The 17,554-nt window shown below is 42.4% G+C and carries 19 protein-coding genes; all 19 read right to left on the bottom strand.

Going from position 1 to position 17,554, the window contains the following annotated elements:
- Positions 1-23: 23 nt before the first annotated feature.
- Positions 24-1,835, bottom strand: coding sequence for an SLC13 family permease (locus AC0SAP_RS05785; RefSeq protein ID WP_286481522.1), 1,812 nt, complete (start codon positions 1,833-1,835; stop codon positions 24-26).
- Between the two features lie 24 nt (positions 1,836-1,859).
- A complete protein-coding gene (ppk1, locus tag AC0SAP_RS05780) occupies positions 1,860-3,932 on the bottom strand; it encodes a polyphosphate kinase 1 (protein ID WP_109236517.1) in 2,073 nt (690 codons plus the stop codon).
- Positions 3,933-4,460: 528 nt separating this feature from the next.
- Positions 4,461-4,874: a F0F1 ATP synthase subunit epsilon gene (locus AC0SAP_RS05775; RefSeq protein ID WP_109236516.1), complete on the bottom strand. Its 414-nt coding sequence runs from the start codon at positions 4,872-4,874 to the stop codon at positions 4,461-4,463.
- A 13-nt stretch (positions 4,875-4,887) separates the two neighbouring features.
- A complete protein-coding gene (gene atpD / locus AC0SAP_RS05770; RefSeq protein WP_094567583.1) occupies positions 4,888-6,276 on the bottom strand; it encodes a F0F1 ATP synthase subunit beta in 1,389 nt (462 codons plus the stop codon).
- 45 nt (positions 6,277-6,321) lie between these two features.
- Positions 6,322-7,218, bottom strand: a complete 897-nt coding sequence (gene atpG, locus AC0SAP_RS05765; protein WP_286481524.1) for a F0F1 ATP synthase subunit gamma — start codon at positions 7,216-7,218, stop codon at positions 6,322-6,324.
- Between the two features lie 47 nt (positions 7,219-7,265).
- Entirely contained in the window at positions 7,266-8,816 is a 1,551-nt protein-coding gene (gene atpA, locus AC0SAP_RS05760; protein ID WP_473383354.1) for a F0F1 ATP synthase subunit alpha, read from the bottom strand.
- Between the two features lie 31 nt (positions 8,817-8,847).
- Positions 8,848-9,396 carry a F0F1 ATP synthase subunit delta gene (locus AC0SAP_RS05755; RefSeq protein ID WP_094567586.1) on the bottom strand — a complete coding sequence of 183 codons (549 nt, stop codon included), beginning with the start codon at positions 9,394-9,396 and terminating at the stop codon, positions 8,848-8,850.
- Positions 9,397-9,455: 59 nt separating this feature from the next.
- Positions 9,456-9,926, bottom strand: coding sequence for a F0F1 ATP synthase subunit B (locus AC0SAP_RS05750; RefSeq protein ID WP_094567587.1), 471 nt, complete (start codon positions 9,924-9,926; stop codon positions 9,456-9,458).
- 68 nt (positions 9,927-9,994) lie between these two features.
- A complete protein-coding gene (gene atpE / locus AC0SAP_RS05745; protein WP_094567588.1) occupies positions 9,995-10,228 on the bottom strand; it encodes a F0F1 ATP synthase subunit C in 234 nt (77 codons plus the stop codon).
- Between the two features lie 73 nt (positions 10,229-10,301).
- A complete protein-coding gene (gene atpB, locus AC0SAP_RS05740; RefSeq protein WP_109201638.1) occupies positions 10,302-11,123 on the bottom strand; it encodes a F0F1 ATP synthase subunit A in 822 nt (273 codons plus the stop codon).
- Positions 11,124-11,131: 8 nt separating this feature from the next.
- Entirely contained in the window at positions 11,132-11,485 is a 354-nt protein-coding gene (locus AC0SAP_RS05735; protein WP_094567590.1) for an ATP synthase subunit I, read from the bottom strand.
- Positions 11,486-11,587: 102 nt separating this feature from the next.
- Positions 11,588-12,433: a ParB/RepB/Spo0J family partition protein gene (locus AC0SAP_RS05730; RefSeq protein ID WP_353623199.1), complete on the bottom strand. Its 846-nt coding sequence runs from the start codon at positions 12,431-12,433 to the stop codon at positions 11,588-11,590.
- Between the two features lie 35 nt (positions 12,434-12,468).
- A complete protein-coding gene (locus AC0SAP_RS05725) occupies positions 12,469-13,245 on the bottom strand; it encodes a ParA family protein (protein ID WP_094567591.1) in 777 nt (258 codons plus the stop codon).
- 61 nt (positions 13,246-13,306) lie between these two features.
- Positions 13,307-13,951, bottom strand: a complete 645-nt coding sequence (gene rsmG / locus AC0SAP_RS05720; RefSeq protein ID WP_473383352.1) for a 16S rRNA (guanine(527)-N(7))-methyltransferase RsmG — start codon at positions 13,949-13,951, stop codon at positions 13,307-13,309.
- Positions 13,952-13,959: 8 nt separating this feature from the next.
- Entirely contained in the window at positions 13,960-15,162 is a 1,203-nt protein-coding gene (locus AC0SAP_RS05715; RefSeq protein ID WP_473383350.1) for a molybdopterin molybdotransferase MoeA, read from the bottom strand.
- Positions 15,149-15,763 (bottom strand): molybdenum cofactor guanylyltransferase, encoded by a 615-nt coding sequence (gene mobA / locus AC0SAP_RS05710; RefSeq protein ID WP_286481529.1) that lies wholly within the window; start codon positions 15,761-15,763, stop codon positions 15,149-15,151. Before mobA ends, AC0SAP_RS05715 begins: the two co-directional genes overlap by 14 nt.
- Positions 15,745-16,230, bottom strand: coding sequence for a molybdenum cofactor biosynthesis protein MoaE (locus tag AC0SAP_RS05705; protein ID WP_473383348.1), 486 nt, complete (start codon positions 16,228-16,230; stop codon positions 15,745-15,747). Before AC0SAP_RS05705 ends, mobA begins: the two co-directional genes overlap by 19 nt.
- A 2-nt stretch (positions 16,231-16,232) precedes the next feature.
- A complete protein-coding gene (locus AC0SAP_RS05700) occupies positions 16,233-16,481 on the bottom strand; it encodes a MoaD/ThiS family protein (protein WP_473383346.1) in 249 nt (82 codons plus the stop codon).
- A gap of 193 nt (positions 16,482-16,674) precedes the next feature.
- Positions 16,675-17,553, bottom strand: a complete 879-nt coding sequence (locus AC0SAP_RS05695) for a metal ABC transporter permease (protein ID WP_473383344.1) — start codon at positions 17,551-17,553, stop codon at positions 16,675-16,677.
- Position 17,554: the final 1 nt, after the last annotated feature.

The following is a 17,554-nucleotide window of genomic DNA, read 5'->3' as shown; positions in this document are numbered from 1 at the left end:
CTAATTCCTTATTATCTTTACTTTTATAGTGGCCAAAAATAGATCACTGCCGGCACTGCTGTTAAAATCAGTAACAGATCGAGCAACAACCCCATTCGCCAATAATCCCCAAACTGATAGCCTCCTGGTCCCATCACCAATGTATTTGAATGGTGCCCTATCGGAGTATTAAAAGCACAAGAGCAAGCGATTGCAATGATCATTAAATAGGGATCGATATTGTGCCCCATCATATTTGCAACACCTACGGCAATAGGTGCCATTATGACCGCTGTTGCTGAGCTATTAATTACATCGGTAATCAGCATCGTTACGAGCATGATTATAGACAATACTAGCATAGCAGGAAGCCCTTCTAAAAGGGGAACAATCGATGAGACAATAATATTTGTTGCCCCACTCGAGTCGAGCGCAGCACCCACGGTGATAAAACATCCTAAAAGGACAATAAGAGGCCCATCAATACTCTGGTAGACCTCTCGAAGTGAGACTAGACGGAAAATGATGAGAAGAAAAATTGCCAGCGGGAAAGCGATATGGGGCGGTAAGATCTGAAATGCCACCAATAGAATAGAGACAATAAAGATTCCAACTGTTGGCAATAATTTTGAAGAGGGCTTTAAACGTATATTACGTTCAGCAAGTGGTAGGCACCCGAGATAATTCATTGTTTCGGGTAACTCCTTCTTATCTCCCTGAATAAGCAGAATATCCCCCGGTTTTAAGGTTAAACGGGAGAAGCGTTGCCGTATACTCTCGCTTTGACGCGATATCCCTAATATATTGATTTTATAGCGCTCTCGAAGATAGAGCTCTGAGATCATATGCCCTGCAATTCTAGCCCCGGGATTAACAACAACTTCTAACGTCTGTAGAGAATCGACGCCATCCCCCTCTTTTCCCTCTTTAGTAAAACGGATATTCACTCCCGAGAGAAGCTCTAGCTGCTTGAGATCTTCCGGCTGCCCTTCAATTAAGAGGACATCATTCTCTCGCAATATCTCCTCTTTACTCGGAGAGAGAAGTCGTCTTGCCCCACGAAGAAGCGTCACAACATTGACATGATCTTCTGTCACCTTCTCTAATTCTGCAATCGTCTTCCCAATAAACTTATTATTCGGCAAGATCTTTGCCTCTAAAAGATAATCATCGGTCTCAAAGAGACGACTATTATTCTCTGTATCCCGAATCGGAATAAGACGCCAACCAATAAATGAGATGTAGAGGAGACCAACAATAACCACCACGATTCCGACGGGCAAAAAGTCGAACATCGCAAAGGCTCCAGCCGCAGGATCCACTGTCTCTCGATATTGAGCAATAATCATATTAGGGGGCGTACCAATTAATGTCGCAGTTCCCCCTAAAAGAGAAGCGAAAGCCATCGGCATCAGTAACTTTGACGTTGGAATATGGTAGCGTTGAGAAACTTGTAACGCGACCGGCATAATGAGCGCTAACGCCCCCACATCATTCATAAATGCTGAGAAGAAAGCGACCAACCCCGTTAGCGTTAAAACCAATAATACGGGGCGATCAGAAAAACGGCTCAAATGTTGAGAGAGATGGTAAGTCACCCCTGTATTTCCCAACGCATTACTGAGGACCAAAACAGAGGCGACCGTAATAACAGCTCGATGGCTAAAGCCTGAGAAAGCATTATTGAGTGGTACAACGCCCACCAATACCATCGCTAATAGTGCCCCTAGAGCGACCACATCAAAGCGCCACTTTCCTAACATGAAAGCGATAAAACTACAGAATAGAATCAATAATGCATAGAGCTGCGTATTGGTTATTCCGCTGATAAGTGGATCAGAAAATATTGTCAGCATGTGACTCCATCTACTTCCGAATGTCTACTGTCGGGATATTAATAACTTTTCTTGTGCTGAAAGCATAGCGCCTCTCTCCTCCATTGTAAATGGTTCCTGAGAGTATTCACCACTCTTACCATCGAGAATCCATGCCGTATAATCAGCAAAGTAAGCGAGCAATCCTTCATTGATAAGATGGCGCTTAATAGAGGGATGCTCTATCGGAACTGCCACCTCAATACGACGAAAGAAATTACGATGCATCCAATCGGCGCTCGAGATATAGACCCGCTCCTCTCCTGCTCGATAGAAATAGAAGACGCGAGAGTGCTCTAAGAAACGCCCAACAACTGAATAGACCCGAATATTCTCCGAAAAGCCTTTTAAGCCAGGTCTCAAAGAGCAAGCGCCACGAACTAAAAGATTGATAATTACGCCGGCATTAGATGCTTCATAGAGCTTTTCAACAATGCCCTCCTCTAAGAGCGCATTCATACGTGCCATAATCGATGCTGGTCTTCCCGCTTTAGCTTCCTCAATTTCAAAATTGATATGGGCTATTAAATTATCATAGAGATTAAAAGGCGCTTGCCATAGCCTCTTTAATTGTGGAGGGCGCCCTAAGCTGCCCAAATTCACAAAGATATTGGTCACATCTTGTGCGATCTCGCGATTCCCCGTCATAATCGCAAAATCAGTATAGAGTCTTGCTGTTCCCGTATGATAATTGCCGGTACTCAGATGGGTATAATATTCAAGATGGTCGGGATTTTCTTCAGTTGGCTCATTGCGAACAATCAATAACATCTTCGCATGTGTTTTATAACCAAAGATTCCATAGACAACCTTAACACCCGCCTCTTCAAGAATCGCAGCCCAAGTAAGATTGGTCTCTTCATCAAAACGTGCCATCAACTCACAGACAACATTAACCTCTTTACCATTTTTTGCGGCAGTTATCAGATGCTTCATCAATTGTGAGTCGTTACCGGTACGATAGATCGTCATCCGGATCATCTGTACCTGAGGATCATTCGCGGCAACTTCGAGTAACCTTACCGTGGGGGCAAAGCTATCAAACGGATGGTGAAAAAGTTGATCTTTTCCCTTAATAATGGAAAAGATATCATCAGTATCGACCCACTTCTCCGCATATTTTGGATAGAACTCTGGATAGAAGAGCTCATCTTTATCTTTTACAAAGTGACTCAGCTCTCGAAAGCGACAAAGATCGATAAAGTTCGCGATCGGATAGATCTCTGTTGTCGGCAACTCAAACTCTTTTGCTAAAAACTCCACCAACTTTTTCGGCATCTGAGCACTAATTTCAAGGCGCACCGCATGCCCAAAATTTCGTTGGTGGAGCTCTCCTTTTAATGCCTGATGTAAATTTGTAAGTTCCTCTTTATCGATAAAAAGATGGCTATTGCGCGTCACTCTAAATTGATAAGCCGCTTTTACCACAAAGCCATCAAAAATCACTTTCAATTGATCACGAATAATTTCACTAACAGTGGTAAAACGGACATGTGATGGATCATTGCTCGGTAAGCGGATCAATGCCGGCAAATTCTTCGGGATCGAGAGCATCGCCGTATCAACCTCTCGCCCGTAGATATCTTTCCCCTTCAACTCAATAATATAGTTGAGCGACTTGTTGTAGATATGGGGAAACGGATGGGCAATATCGAGCGCTATCGGTGTTAAAAGCGGATTAATTGACTCATTAAAATAACTCAATAATTGCGCTTTATCAGCATCAGTCCAATCTCGTCGATGGATAAATTCTATATTCGCCTCAGATTTTAAGAGCGGCAAAATCTCCTGGTCGAGAAGTTTATATTGCGCTTTAACTAATGCTGTTACACGCTGATAGATCGCTTTCTGCCAAACATCAACAGGCTCCCCATCAATCAGAGTCTCTCCGGCAAAGATGCGCTCCTTAATATTTGCAAAACGCACCTCAAAAAATTCATCAAGGTTAGAGGAGACGATCGTCATAAAATTGAGTCGCTCCAATAGTGGAATGTGGGGATTTTCTGCCTGCTTTAAGACTCGCTCTTGGAAAGCGAGAATAGATTTTTCACGATTAATTAAAGGCAATTCAAATTCCATACTCTCATCCCATTATTAAAAAAGTCAAAATGACAACACCCAAACAGCTCAGCAGCTCAACAGTTAGCATCAATATCGCCTTTCTCTATCAAAGCGTTCTATTAAGCCTCTCTTCCACGTCATTATTATAACGTAATTTACCGCAACGTAATTAATGATCGCCAATAACCGACCCTCTACACAATAGTAACAATCACAAGATATAAGCGTAACGATAATATATAACAGGCATAATAAAAAAACATAATTTAAATACAATGATAAATATTGTGATAAATATAATAAAAAATACAAGAAGAGATATAGAGCGGAAGAAATAATAAGACAGCTCTCATGAGTTCATTGTTTGATTAGAGTTGGTACCACCCTATCAAGACCCTTTACGTCCAAAGTATCACAAGATATCGATACCGCTCTAATACCAACTCTAATACCACTCTAAATAAGGGCCAATAAAAAACCCACATCAGAATGTGGGTTTTACTTTAATATTTCTTAACTACTTAATATCATCGATATTATAGATCTCTAAAGACTTTTCAATCTATTTACTGCATCTAATTGAGATTTTGCTAATGTTAACTCAATTAACGCCTTCTCAATATCGAGCTCAGGCTTACCTGAGTCAAGTACAGCCTTAGCTTCAGCTCTCGCTTTTTCAACCGCGGCTTGATCAAGATCTGCAGCACGCTCAGCACTATCTGCTAAAACAATCACTTCTGTCGGTTGTACCTCAAGAATACCACCTGAAATCCAGAAGACCTCTTTTGTACCATTCTCGAGCTCTAAGCGAACTTGTCCTGGCTTGAGGTGTGCTAAAGTTGGAACATGACCAGGATAAACGCCTATCTCACCAGTAATTGCTGTAACTGCAAAGAATGTTGCAGTGCCAGAGTATAGCTCTTTTTCAGCACTTACAATAGTGACTTTGATAGTTTTCATATTATCCCCTTATTTACTTATTCTTCTCTTTCGCGTAACGATCAAGAACTTCGTTAAAGTTACCGGTCATGTAGAACATCTGCTCAGGAATATGGTCACCTTCACCTGCAAGAATCGCCTTGAAGCTTGCAATAGTGTCTTGAAGTGATACATATTTACCCGGTGCACCAGTAAATACTTCTGCTACATGGAATGGCTGTGATAAGAAACGTTGGATCTTACGAGCACGAGCAACAGTCAATTTATCTTCTTCTGAAAGCTCATCCATACCAAGAATTGCGATAATATCTTTAAGTTCTTGATAACGCTGAAGGATCATCTGTACGCCACGAGCAACATCATAATGCTCTTGACCAATGACTAATGGATCAAGCTGACGTGATGTTGAATCAAGTGGGTCAACAGCAGGATAGATACCTAATGAAGCGATATCACGTGAAAGAACAATTGTCGCATCTAAGTGAGCAAACGTTGTCGCTGGTGATGGGTCAGTTAAGTCATCCGCAGGAACATATACTGCTTGTACTGATGTGATCGAACCTTTTTTCGTAGAAGTGATACGCTCTTGGAGAACACCCATCTCTTCTGCAAGTGTCGGCTGATAACCTACTGCAGATGGCATACGACCTAAAAGTGCAGAAACCTCTGTACCCGCAAGTGTATAACGATAGATATTATCGATAAAGAGAAGAACATCACGACCTTCATCACGGAAGTACTCAGCCATTGTCAAGCCTGAGAGTGCAACACGCAGACGGTTTCCAGGTGGCTCATTCATCTGACCATAAACCATCGCAACTTTATCTAATACGTTAGAGTCTTTCATCTCGTAGTAGAAGTCGTTCCCTTCACGAGTACGCTCACCAACTCCCGCAAACACCGAAAGACCTTCGTGTGCTTTAGCGATGTTATTGATCAACTCCATCATGTTTACGGTTTTACCAACACCCGCACCACCGAAGAGACCAACTTTACCACCTTTTGCGAAAGGACAGAGTAAGTCGATAACCTTAATACCTGTTTCGAGAACTTCTGTAGAACCTGCTTGATCTTCGTAGCTTGGTGCTTTTCTATGAATTGCCCAATGCTCTTTAGCTTCAACAGGACCTGCATAGTCTACTGGACGTCCTAAAACATCCATGATACGACCTAGCGTACCTTCACCCACTGGTACTGAGATTGGCTGCTTAGTATCTACAACTTCAACACCACGCTTAAGCCCATCTGAACTACCCATTGCGATCGTTCTTACAACGCCATCACCTAATTGTTGCTGTACTTCAAGTACGAGATCATCTTTTGACCCTACAACATTAAGTGCACTATATATACTTGGAACAGCATCGCGTGGGAATTCCACGTCAACAACTGCACCAATTACCTGTACAATTTTTCCTGACATACTCTATCTAAACCTCTATTAACCCAAATTTTTGTTAACGTCGTATTAATTGATTGCTGCTGCACCACTAACAATCTCAGTAATTTCCTGAGTAATTGCTGCTTGACGAGCTTTGTTATAAACCAATTGCAACTCATCTATTAAATCGCTTGCGTTATCGCTTGCGGCCTTCATCGCAATCATACGAGCTGCCATTTCACAGGCAACGTTTTCAACGACTGCTTGAAAGATCACACTTTCAATATAACGATCTAATACAGTATTCATTAGCTCTACAGGCTCAGAGTCATAAACATAGTCCCACGCAAGATTTGAATCTTCCGCTAAACTCTCAATGCCTATCTGTCTCTGAAGCGTTCCTGGAATAACAGGAAGGACTTGAATACCGATTGGCTTTTGCGTCATTGTATTCACAAACTCGTTAGCAAAAACATGGAGTTCATCAATTTTTCCTTCTTGGAAAAGATCTAGCATTGCAGTTGTAATACCAATCAGATCTTTCGACGCAGGTGCATCACCTAAATTATTCACAGTCGCAACAAGATCATGCCCAAATCGACTAAAGAAAGCATTTGCTTTATTACCGATCGTGGCAACTTCAATCTCAATACCCGCTTCCTGCCACTCTTTCATCTTCGTGACAACTAGCTTAAATAGGTTGTTATTTAACCCACCTGCTAATCCACGGTCGGAGCTGACAACAATCATTCCCACGCGTTTCACTTCTCGTGGAATTAAGTATTCATGTTTGAATTCTTCAGGTGTTGCCTCAGCCAAATGCGCAGCGAGCTTAATAACCTGTTGCGCATAAGGTAGAGATCGATTGCGTCGAAGTTGCGTAGCCCGCATCTTACTCGCTGCAACCATCTCCATCGCACTAGTAATCTTCTGAGTATTACTAATACTTTTAATCTTACTACGTATTTCTTTTCCAACAGCCATGAAATTCCTACCTAATTGCTATGTGTTATGAACTGAAAAGCAGCTTATTAAGCTACTTTCCAGCTTCCACCTTTCTTATACTGACTAACAACTTTATCAAGTGCATCTAACACATCTTGGTTATAAGCACCTTTGCTGTTGATGTCTTTTAAGAGCTCTTGGTCTGTTGCATTCGCTGATGCAATAAGACCTTGTGCAAATGGACGAACTTCTTCAACTGGCAAATCATCAACATATTTGTACTCAATCGCATAGAGGATAAGAGCCATCTCAGCAATTGTGTAAGGACGATATTGCGCCTGCTTCATCAATTCCATAACACGAACACCACGTGCTAACTGTCTACGTGTTACTTCATCAAGATCTGAAGCAAACTGGGAGAACGCTGCGAGCTCACGATATTGAGCAAGTGCAAGACGTACACCACCACCAAGCTTACTGATTAACTTCGTTTGTGCCGCACCACCAACACGAGATACAGAGATACCCGCATTCATTGCTGGACGAACACCAGAGTTAAAGAGGTCTGTTTCAAGGAAGATCTGACCATCTGTGATTGAGATAACGTTAGTTGGTACGAACGCAGATACGTCCCCACCTTGTGTCTCAATGATTGGTAATGCAGTTAATGAACCTGTTTTACCTTTTACTTCACCATTTGTGAACTTCTCAACATAATCAGCGTTAACGCGTGCAGCACGCTCAAGAAGACGTGAGTGAAGATAGAAAACATCCCCAGGATAAGCTTCACGACCTGGTGGACGACGAAGAAGGAGGGAGATTTGACGATATGCAACCGCTTGTTTTGATAAGTCATCATAGATGATTAATGCATCTTCACCACGATCACGGAAATATTCACCCATTGTACAACCGGTGTACGCTGAGAGGTATTGAAGCGCCGCTGACTCAGAAGCACTCGCTGCAACAACGATCGTGTGATCCATTGCGCCATGCTCTTCTAATTTAGATACAATATTTGCGATCGTAGAGTTTTTCTGACCGATTGCAACATAGATACATTTCACACCACTATTTTTTTGGTTGATAATAGTATCAATTGCAATAGCTGTTTTACCTGTTTGACGGTCACCGATAATCAATTCACGCTGACCACGACCGATTGGAACCATTGAGTCAATTGCGATGTAACCTGTTTGCATTGGCTGATCAACAGATTGACGATCGATAACGCCAGGCGCGATCTGCTCAATAGGCGCAGTCAATTTAGTACCAAGCTCACCCTTTCCGTCAATAGGATTTCCCAGTGCGTCAACAACACGGCCAAGAAGTTCTGGACCAATAGGAGCTTCAAGGATACGGCCTGTACACTTAACTTTGTCCCCTTCAGTGATCTTTTCATAATCACCTAAGAGTACAACACCCACTGAATCTCTCTCAAGGTTCAGTGCAAGACCACGAACGCCATGTGGTAATTCAACCATTTCACCTTGCATCACAGAATTGATTCCGTGAACGCGAGCAATCCCATCAGTTAAACTTACTACTGTACCTTCAGTACTCTCTTCGGGCTTGAGCTCAAATTCTTCAATCTTGGATTTAATGAGATCACTGATCTCAGATGGATTTAATTGCATCTTTTAAATCTTCCTCTTATATTCATTAAACTTAATTCATTGATCGGATCATGCCGTCTAAACGACCTAAAATCGAACCATCAATGACTAAATCATCTATTTTTAAAATAGCACCACCTAACAAGGAAGGCGAAATGGTTTCTGTTAATTCGATCTCTTTATTAAAACGCTTTTGAAGAGCTTTAACAAACATCTCTTTCTGCCCATCCGTTAAGGGATATGCGCTCTGCACTTCAGCCTCAAGAATGTTTCTTTCCGCTAATAAACGCGCTCTGTACTCGTCATAAACAGAAGGCAAAATCCCAAAACGCTTATTTTCACTAATGGTTAGTAAGAAATCATTCTCTTCTTTAGTAAGCTCTCGCTCTAAAATCTTAGCTGATAACTCACCTAAGAATGCTTTTTTCTTTTCGAAACCTAATTCTGGTAAGCCCATCACTTCACGAGTCGCCTCTGTTCCCATTAATAGCTTTAATGAGCTGAGGAAATCCAACCAGTTATCTGCACTTTGCGGATTTTCCTTCGCAATCATAAATACGGCTTCAGCGTAAGGTCTTGCTACTGTTGCTAATTCTGACATATTACTCTTACATCGTTTATTAGTTATCAAAATGCTCTTCAATAGTGAAGAGCAGGCGATTACAGTTGTTTTGCCAACTCTTCTAACATCTTAGCATGAGTCGTCTCATCAACTTCTTTTTCTATGATTTTGCTTGCACCCATAATACTCAAAGCAACTACCTGTTGTCTCAAGCTCTCTTTCACTTGACTCAACTCTGCTTCGATTTTAGCGTGTGCCGCATCAATCTCTCTTTGCCCAACTACCTTGCTCTCTTCTTTAGACTGTGCAATTAAGCTATCCGCTTGAGCTTGTGCTTTACTCACTAGGGTTGCCGCTTCGAGATGAGCTTGCTTAAGAAGACCATCTACTTCAGCTTCAGCCGTAGCTTGTGCTGCAACACTCTCTTCTGCAGCTGCTAAACCTTCAGCAATTTTTGCACGTCTCTCTTCAATCGCTTTGATTAAAGGTGGCCAGATAAACTTCATAACCACCAAAACCAAAATGAAAAAGACGATAAATTGGGCAATCAAGGTTGCGTTAATATTCATTTTACTACCTATCCTTTATATGCCTGTACAACAAATGTCTTTACCACTTAGCTTTAAGTGTAGTGGAATTACGCACCTGCGAATACAGTCATACCGAAGAATACAGCAATACCAACACCGATTAAGAACGCCGCATCAATAAGACCAACAAGGATAAATACTTTTGGTAAAAGTGAATCCATGATTTCTGGTTGTCTTGCAGATGCTTCGATATATTTAGAACCTAACATTGAGATACCTAATGCTGCACCGATCGCACCAAGACCTACGATGATACCACAAGCGATTGCTACTAAACCCATAATATAACTCCTTAAAATAAGATAATACTAACGTTAACAAATAATTATGAAACACAATCTTTCGATTGATTCTTTAATGAGATTCATGCGCTTGACCAAGATACACAAGTGTCAATGTCATGAAAATATATCCTTGTAAAATAACGATCAAGATATGGAAGATTGCCCATGCTGCTCCCGCAAATACATGAAGACCCATTCCCCATAATGTTCCTGTCGCCCCTAATAAAGCGATCAACATGAAGATCAGCTCACCTGCGAACATGTTACCGAAAAGTCGCATACCTAATGAGAAAGCTTTAGAGATGAACTCAACGAGATTTAACACGAAGTTAGCAGGCGCTAACCAGATACCGAAAGGAGCACAGAAGAGCTCTTTTACAAAGCCCATGCCTTTCGCTTTAATAGAGTAGAAGATCACAACTGCAAGCACTGCTATAGACATACCTAAGGTAGCACTAACATCAGCAGTTGGAAGAATTTTGTGGTAAGGGAGAGAGTCTGAAAGACCTAACACATCAATCATCTTAGGAGCAAGATCGATGGGTAAGAAGTCAAGTGAGTTCATCACAACAATCCAAAGGAACACAGTTAAACCTAACGGAGCTATAAAGCCTTGAGGACCGTTGACTAATGTTCTCGATTGTTTCTCTGCGAACTCTACTAAGATTTCAACAAAAGCCTGGAAGCGTCCTGGTACCCCAGATGTTGCCTTGCGCGACGCAGCCCAAAGAAATAGAACAACAATAATACCACACAAGATTGACCAAAAAACGGTATCGAGGTTAATGAGACCGAAGTTAACAAACTCATGAGCTTCTTGCGGCGTCCCTCTTTGGTTAAGGTTAACGAGATGGTGTCCAATATACGATGCATTTGTTAATTCACTAGCCATAGTTCTCTCTATACAATTACTTTGTCTCTTCTAATAGAAGATATTAACACATATCCAAGGGGAACTTGTGATACGACTATAATCCCAATTAGGAACGCGAATAGATTCGGATCCTTGATCAGCAGAATGCTCACTAAAAAGAGCATTAAGATGATAATTTTATTGAAAAAGACGCCAATCCAGAAGAAAACCTTATGGAATCGCACCATAAACATATTCGCCGCCATAAAAAGATTGGGTATTAACATTGAAATACCCGCTGCAAACAAGGATATCGCCGTCACACCATCATATAAAACCCAAGCTAGTGTAGCTGTTAGGATTAAAACAGCGAGTTGTGCAATCACAATTTTAGGAATCATCAGATCATCGCCTTTAAATTCATGCCAAGATTATAGTCGGCAAGAGGAGCTAGGTCAAATTATTCGTAGCGATTTTGTAGCAGCCAAGCGTGGCAATTACAGCTACTGTTTAATTTTCCCTAAAATCCCATCTAGCTCTTCTAGTGAGTTGTAACGAATAACAACTTCCCCTCTTCCCCGATTTTTCTGTTTGATCTCTGTTTGTGCACCTAAAAACTCACTCAAAGATCGCTCTAAATTGAGGACATCACGATCTTTCTCAGAACGCTTTGTCGGCGCAGCTTCTTCCGATTCGGGGGCTAAAAGCTTCTTAACTAACTGCTCTGTTGCCCGAACGGTCAACTGCTCTTTAATCACTTGCAATGCGACCCTACCTTGCTCACTCTTAGGCAGTGCTAAGAGAGCTCGCGCATGGCCCATATCTAACTTCTGCTCAGCTAATAGCGCTTGGACAGAAGCCTCTAACTCTAATAGACGCAAAGAGTTGGTAATCGAGGAGCGAGACTTTCCAATCACCTCCCCTGCCTCTTGATGCGTTAAAGAAAACTCATCGATAAGACGCTTTAGCGCCATCGCTGTTTCAACAGGATTGAGATTCTCTCTTTGAATATTTTCAATAAGCGCAACGGCTAATGCTTCCTGATCGCTCATCGGCTTGAAGATTACCGGAACACTCTTCAATCCTGCTAATTGCGATGCCCGCCATCTTCTCTCCCCAGCAAGAATCTCCACCTCTTTTTGCCCTTCCACTTCACGGACAACAATCGGCTGAATAATTCCTTGCGCTTTAATAGAGGCAGCTAAAGTCTCTAATGCTTCCTGATCAAAGTGACGTCGAGGCTGATACTTACCCGGCGTTAAACGCTCTATCGGTAACTCTCTGATCCCCTCCTGCTCCACTTTTACACTATCCGTTGCAATCTCTGCACCCGTTTGACTTAAAAGCATCTCTAAGCCACGACCTAATCCTCGTTTCTTCACAGCTACCTCTTCTTACTTCTTGAAATCACTTCACGCGCAAGCTCCGTATAAGCCATCGCCCCTTTAGACTTCGCATCATAAACGGTAATCGGCACACCATATCCTGGCGCTTCCGCTAAGCGAACATTTCTTGGAACGATCGCTTCAAACATCTTATCCCCAAAGTGGGCCGCTAAGTTTTCAGAAACCTGAACCGAAAGGGTATTACGTCCATCAAACATCGTTCTTAATACACCCATAATATTGAGATCTGGGTTCGTCGCCTCTTTCACCGTGGAGATCGTGTCCATCAATGCTGAGATTCCTTCTAGGGCATAATATTCACACTGAACTGGAATGACGATATCTGTTGCGGCAGTGAGCGCATTGAGCGTTAACATATTGAGAGAAGGCGCACAATCTAAGACGATATAGTCGAAATTACTTCCGATCGGCGCTAAGATCTCTTTCAGTTTATAGATGCCATTTTGAGCTTGTGCCAACATCACCTCAGCTCCTGTCAAATCAGCATTCGCACCAATTAGACGCAAACCTGCTTTATCAAGATCTAAGATAACATCGGCAATGGATGCCTCACCTAAAAGAAGATCAACAACACTATGTTCTAATTCATTCTTATTGACCCCAATACCTGTAGTGGCATTCCCTTGAGGATCGAGATCGATTAAGAGCACATTAGGCCTCATTTTGCTCTCTGTTAAACTTGAGGCAAGATTAACTGCGGTGGTTGTTTTACCAACCCCCCCTTTCTGATTCGCTACTGCAATAATTGTTGCCAACGGAGATTCCTACCTTTCCAAATTAATCGTCAAATTATATCAAATAACTATTTCGATAGAACTATTTCGATAAAAGTATCAGATGCCGCTCCTCATTTAAGCCCGGCACCTTCAACTCCACAACCTCCTGAGTGGGAAAATCCACAACATCTTCCCATTCAGAATGGATCACTTTTCCTTTCATAGCGACCATCATGCCCCCCTCTTTAAGAAGATGCTGAGACCACTTCACCATATCATTGCCACTTGCAAATGCACGCGATAGCACACCATCAAACTTCGTTTCCGGTTGATAATCCTGAACTCGAGAGGTAATAACAGTCACATTAGGAAGGCCGATCTCAATCTTCATCTGTTGAATAAAGCGTGTCCGCTTCGTTGCGCTATCTAGTAGCGTAAATTGAAAATCGGGCATCACAATAGAGAGAGGTATTCCTGGCAATCCAGCGCCTGTTCCAACATCGATTAAAGATGCAGAGTGAAAACGCTGACGCAATTCCGGCACCAAGACTAATGAGTCGAGAAGATGCTTAATAATCATCTCCTCAGGATCGGTGATCGCAGTTAAATTATAAGCTCTATTCCACAACAACATACCTTGCAAATATTGTGTTAACTTCCCACAAGCATCATCATCGATTGGAAATGGGAGTTGGTCGAGCGCAATTCTCACCTCATTTTTGACAATATTATCAATATTATTCATCTCAACCTTTATGCTTTCGCGACCTCTTTAGGCAAAGGATAGATTCTAACACGACTACCTTTTGCCGTTGCCTGATTCTCCTTCATCTCAATTAAACAATTTGCATAACTCAGACCACTTAACATGGCAGAGCCTTGTAACCCCACATTATCAACGAAATATTCGCCCCGCTCATCTTGATAATAATTTCCGCGAAGGAACTCTCTGCGAGGCTGGATACGATCACTCCCAAAATTGATCGTCGCCATAAGTTGAGGCAATTGTGGAGAGAGCCCCATCAATGCCTTAATAGCAGGATACGCGAGCAGGTAGAAGGTGGCATATGCTGACACAGGATTCCCCGGCAACATAATAATATGACATTGACCAATTCGCCCCCAACCAAAAGGCTTGCCAGGTTTGATCGCCAACTTCCACATGTGCAATTCACCAAGTTCTGTTATCGCTCTAGCAACAAAATCTGCCTCCCCAACAGAAGCGCCACCACTTAAGATAATCAGATCATTCTCTTTAGCAGCATCTGATAGCGCCGTAAGTACCGCATCATATTGATCCTTTAAGATCCCACCATCTTTAGCTTTAGCAAGCGATGAAACCCAGGCGAGAAGTTGATAGCGATTAGCATCATAAATCTCACTGCCGGAGATCTCTTCCCATGGCTCTTTAAGCTCATTACCCGTTGAGAAGATCGTAACACGAAGATCATGATAGACTTCAATCTCCCAGACTCCCTGTGATGCCAATAACGCAATTGCTGCAGGATCGAGAACATGTCCTGCATGAAAAAGGATATCGCCCTTCTTAATCTCCTCCCCACAATAGCGAATATTTTGCCCCTTTGGGCAATCTTCTGTGAGGTAGAGTTGATCACCTTCTACCTTTGTAATCTCTTGCATGACAACAGTAGTCGTATTCCCTGGCGTCTTCGCTCCCGTAAAGATCCTTGCAGCCTCTCCTTCCTGAAGCGAAAAGTTAACGTCATCGCCCGCCATAATGCGCTCAACAATCTTAAACTCATTACGTCCACCAGAAAAATCACAAAGTGCATAGCCATCCATCGCACTATTATCAAATTGAGGCGTATCATAATTTGCCACAACATCTTGAGCGAGTTTACAACCATATGCTTGAGCAAGGGTTACGCGATGCGCTGTTCGCTCTAATGTCATACCTGCTAACAACTCTCTTAATGCCACATCATAATTCTTCATGATTCTTCCTCTCTAACGCTTCTAGATCCTGCGGTTGATTACAATTGACAAACGCAGACTCATCATCAAAATAGATAGGCGCTGCTGATAACTGTTTCAGCAACGCTCGAATTCTTAAATCACCTGCATCAAGCAGCGATTCAACTACTTGCAAATCCTCTTTTAAGGCTTGCAGATAGAGGTAGTGTTCCCGCTCTCTTGTTGCGGGATAAGTCGCCTTAATCTCTAAATTATCTTTCTGCAACTCTGATAAACCACCTCTCAAGCGACAGACTAAATCGATCGGGATAAAGGGACCATCACAACTGACAATCTGTACCCGTTGATTCTCCTCTAAATGGGGAAGTAGGGAGGCGATACCTGCCAAAGGTCCTAATCCTCGCCACTTTGGATCATCAGAGATAATCGGCAACCCCAATGTTCGATAGTGATCTAGATCTCGATTGGCAGAGAGATAGAGCTGATCAACTTGTGGCGCGATTCGATCAATAACATGTTCTACTAACCGACGCCCTTGTAATGAAAGGAGCCCTTTATTTTGGTAGCCCATTCGCCGGCCTTCACCCCCTGCAAGAATTAAGCCTACGATTTTTTGCGCCACTTCGCTAACTCCTGCCAACGGGATAAGATCTCTTGATCACTCTTTTTTGCTTCCACCCAATAAGATCGACCATCGACAAGATACTCTTTCTTCCAAAATGGTGCTTCTGTTTTCAAATAATCCATAATAAATTCAGCTGCTAAAAATGCATCGAGTCGATGTTTTGCCGTAACTATTAGAAGAACAATCGGATCATCAGAGAGAAGCTCCCCCACTCGATGAACAACACGGCATCCGGCTATATTCCAGTGACTCTGAGCGATCTCAATGATACGGATAATCTCTCGCTCCGTTACTTCAGGAAAATGTTCTAACTCCATCTTCGCTAACGGCGTTGTTTGATCAAATTCTCGCACCATACCCTGAAAAAGCACCAATGCGCCGGCATCTCCTGATGCTGCGATCAAGGCAGCACTCTCTCTCTCTAAATCAAAGGCTTCACGTTGAACAGTGACTGAAATAGTCATTATTAACCTCCTGTTACCGGGGGTAAAAGCGCAATACGATCACCCGAACTGATCTCTGTAGGTGCAAAAGTCATCTCCTCATTGACAACCACTCGAAAGATATTCTCCGGTGCTAACGCTTTTGCCCAAAGATCCCCACGTTCGCGCAACTGCGCCAACAGTGCTTCAGTATCGCCACCGGTCCAAGTGATCTGCTCTTCAGTCAGCTGTAAAAGATCTTTTAAATTCCCAAAGTAAGTTACTGTAATCATGACCTATCCCTTATTCTAATTATCTAGTAATTTGTAATGTGACTTGTAATTTGATTTGCAATATGATTTGTAATTTATTAATAATCATTAACAGCCATTAATAGCTTATAAACGATCTATTCATCTAACAAAAATTCTCAATAAGCTTTCAAATCAATCCCTTTCAAAATCACCCCTAATTGAGCAAACGATCCTAAGCCTTCCGATGACGTCGCCCCCCTTTACGCCTTAAAATACCCCCCTCAATTCCAAACAGCAAGGAGATCAGGTAGAAGAAGGCTAGAATAATAATAATCATCGGCCCCGAAGCAATATCATAGTGAACTGAAGCGACTAACCCTAAATATGCACCGATAGCCCCTAGCGAGATAGCAATCAGAAGCACCACCTCCATACGATTACTCCATAAACGCGCAGAGATGGCAGGAATCATCATCATACCAACCGTCATCAATGTTCCTAAGACCTGAAATGAAGCGACAAGATTGAGGACAACCAAAAAGAGAAAGAGCGCATAGTAGAAGAGTCCACCGGCACTCTTTAACTTCAGATAGAGAGGGTCAATAATATAGAGCAGAAGCGCCCGATAGATAATGGAGAGTAGAAGTAACGTCGTCAAAAGCACGCCCCATACAAGATAGAGCGATGATGCATCTACCGCTAAGACAGAACCAAAAAGAATGTGCATCAAATCAGCTTGTGAGCCAATCTCCATAATGAGAACAACACCGATTGCTAACGATAACAGGTAGAGCGCAGCGAAGCTCGCATCCTCTTTTAAATTAGTGTAGTTAGAGATAATAGAGGCAATAATCGCTATCAAGACTCCCGCTATAACACCGCCAATACTCATAGCATAGATATTAAATCCAAAAAAGAGAAAAGCGATTGCAATCCCCGGCAAAACACCGTGACTGAGAGCATCTCCCACCAAGCTCATTCTATTGAGTAGGAGGAAGACGCCCACCAGACCTGATGAGACGGAGATCATCAATGATGCGGCAAGTGCTCTTCGAAGAAATGGAAGATCAACAAAGGGGTCGATAAAAATGAGATTCAATAGATCGATCATT

This window comes from Ignatzschineria sp. PL_is040 (genome assembly GCF_055813795.1).
Note: the sequence above shows the minus strand (reverse complement) of the source record. Positions and strands in the feature narration are given on the sequence as shown.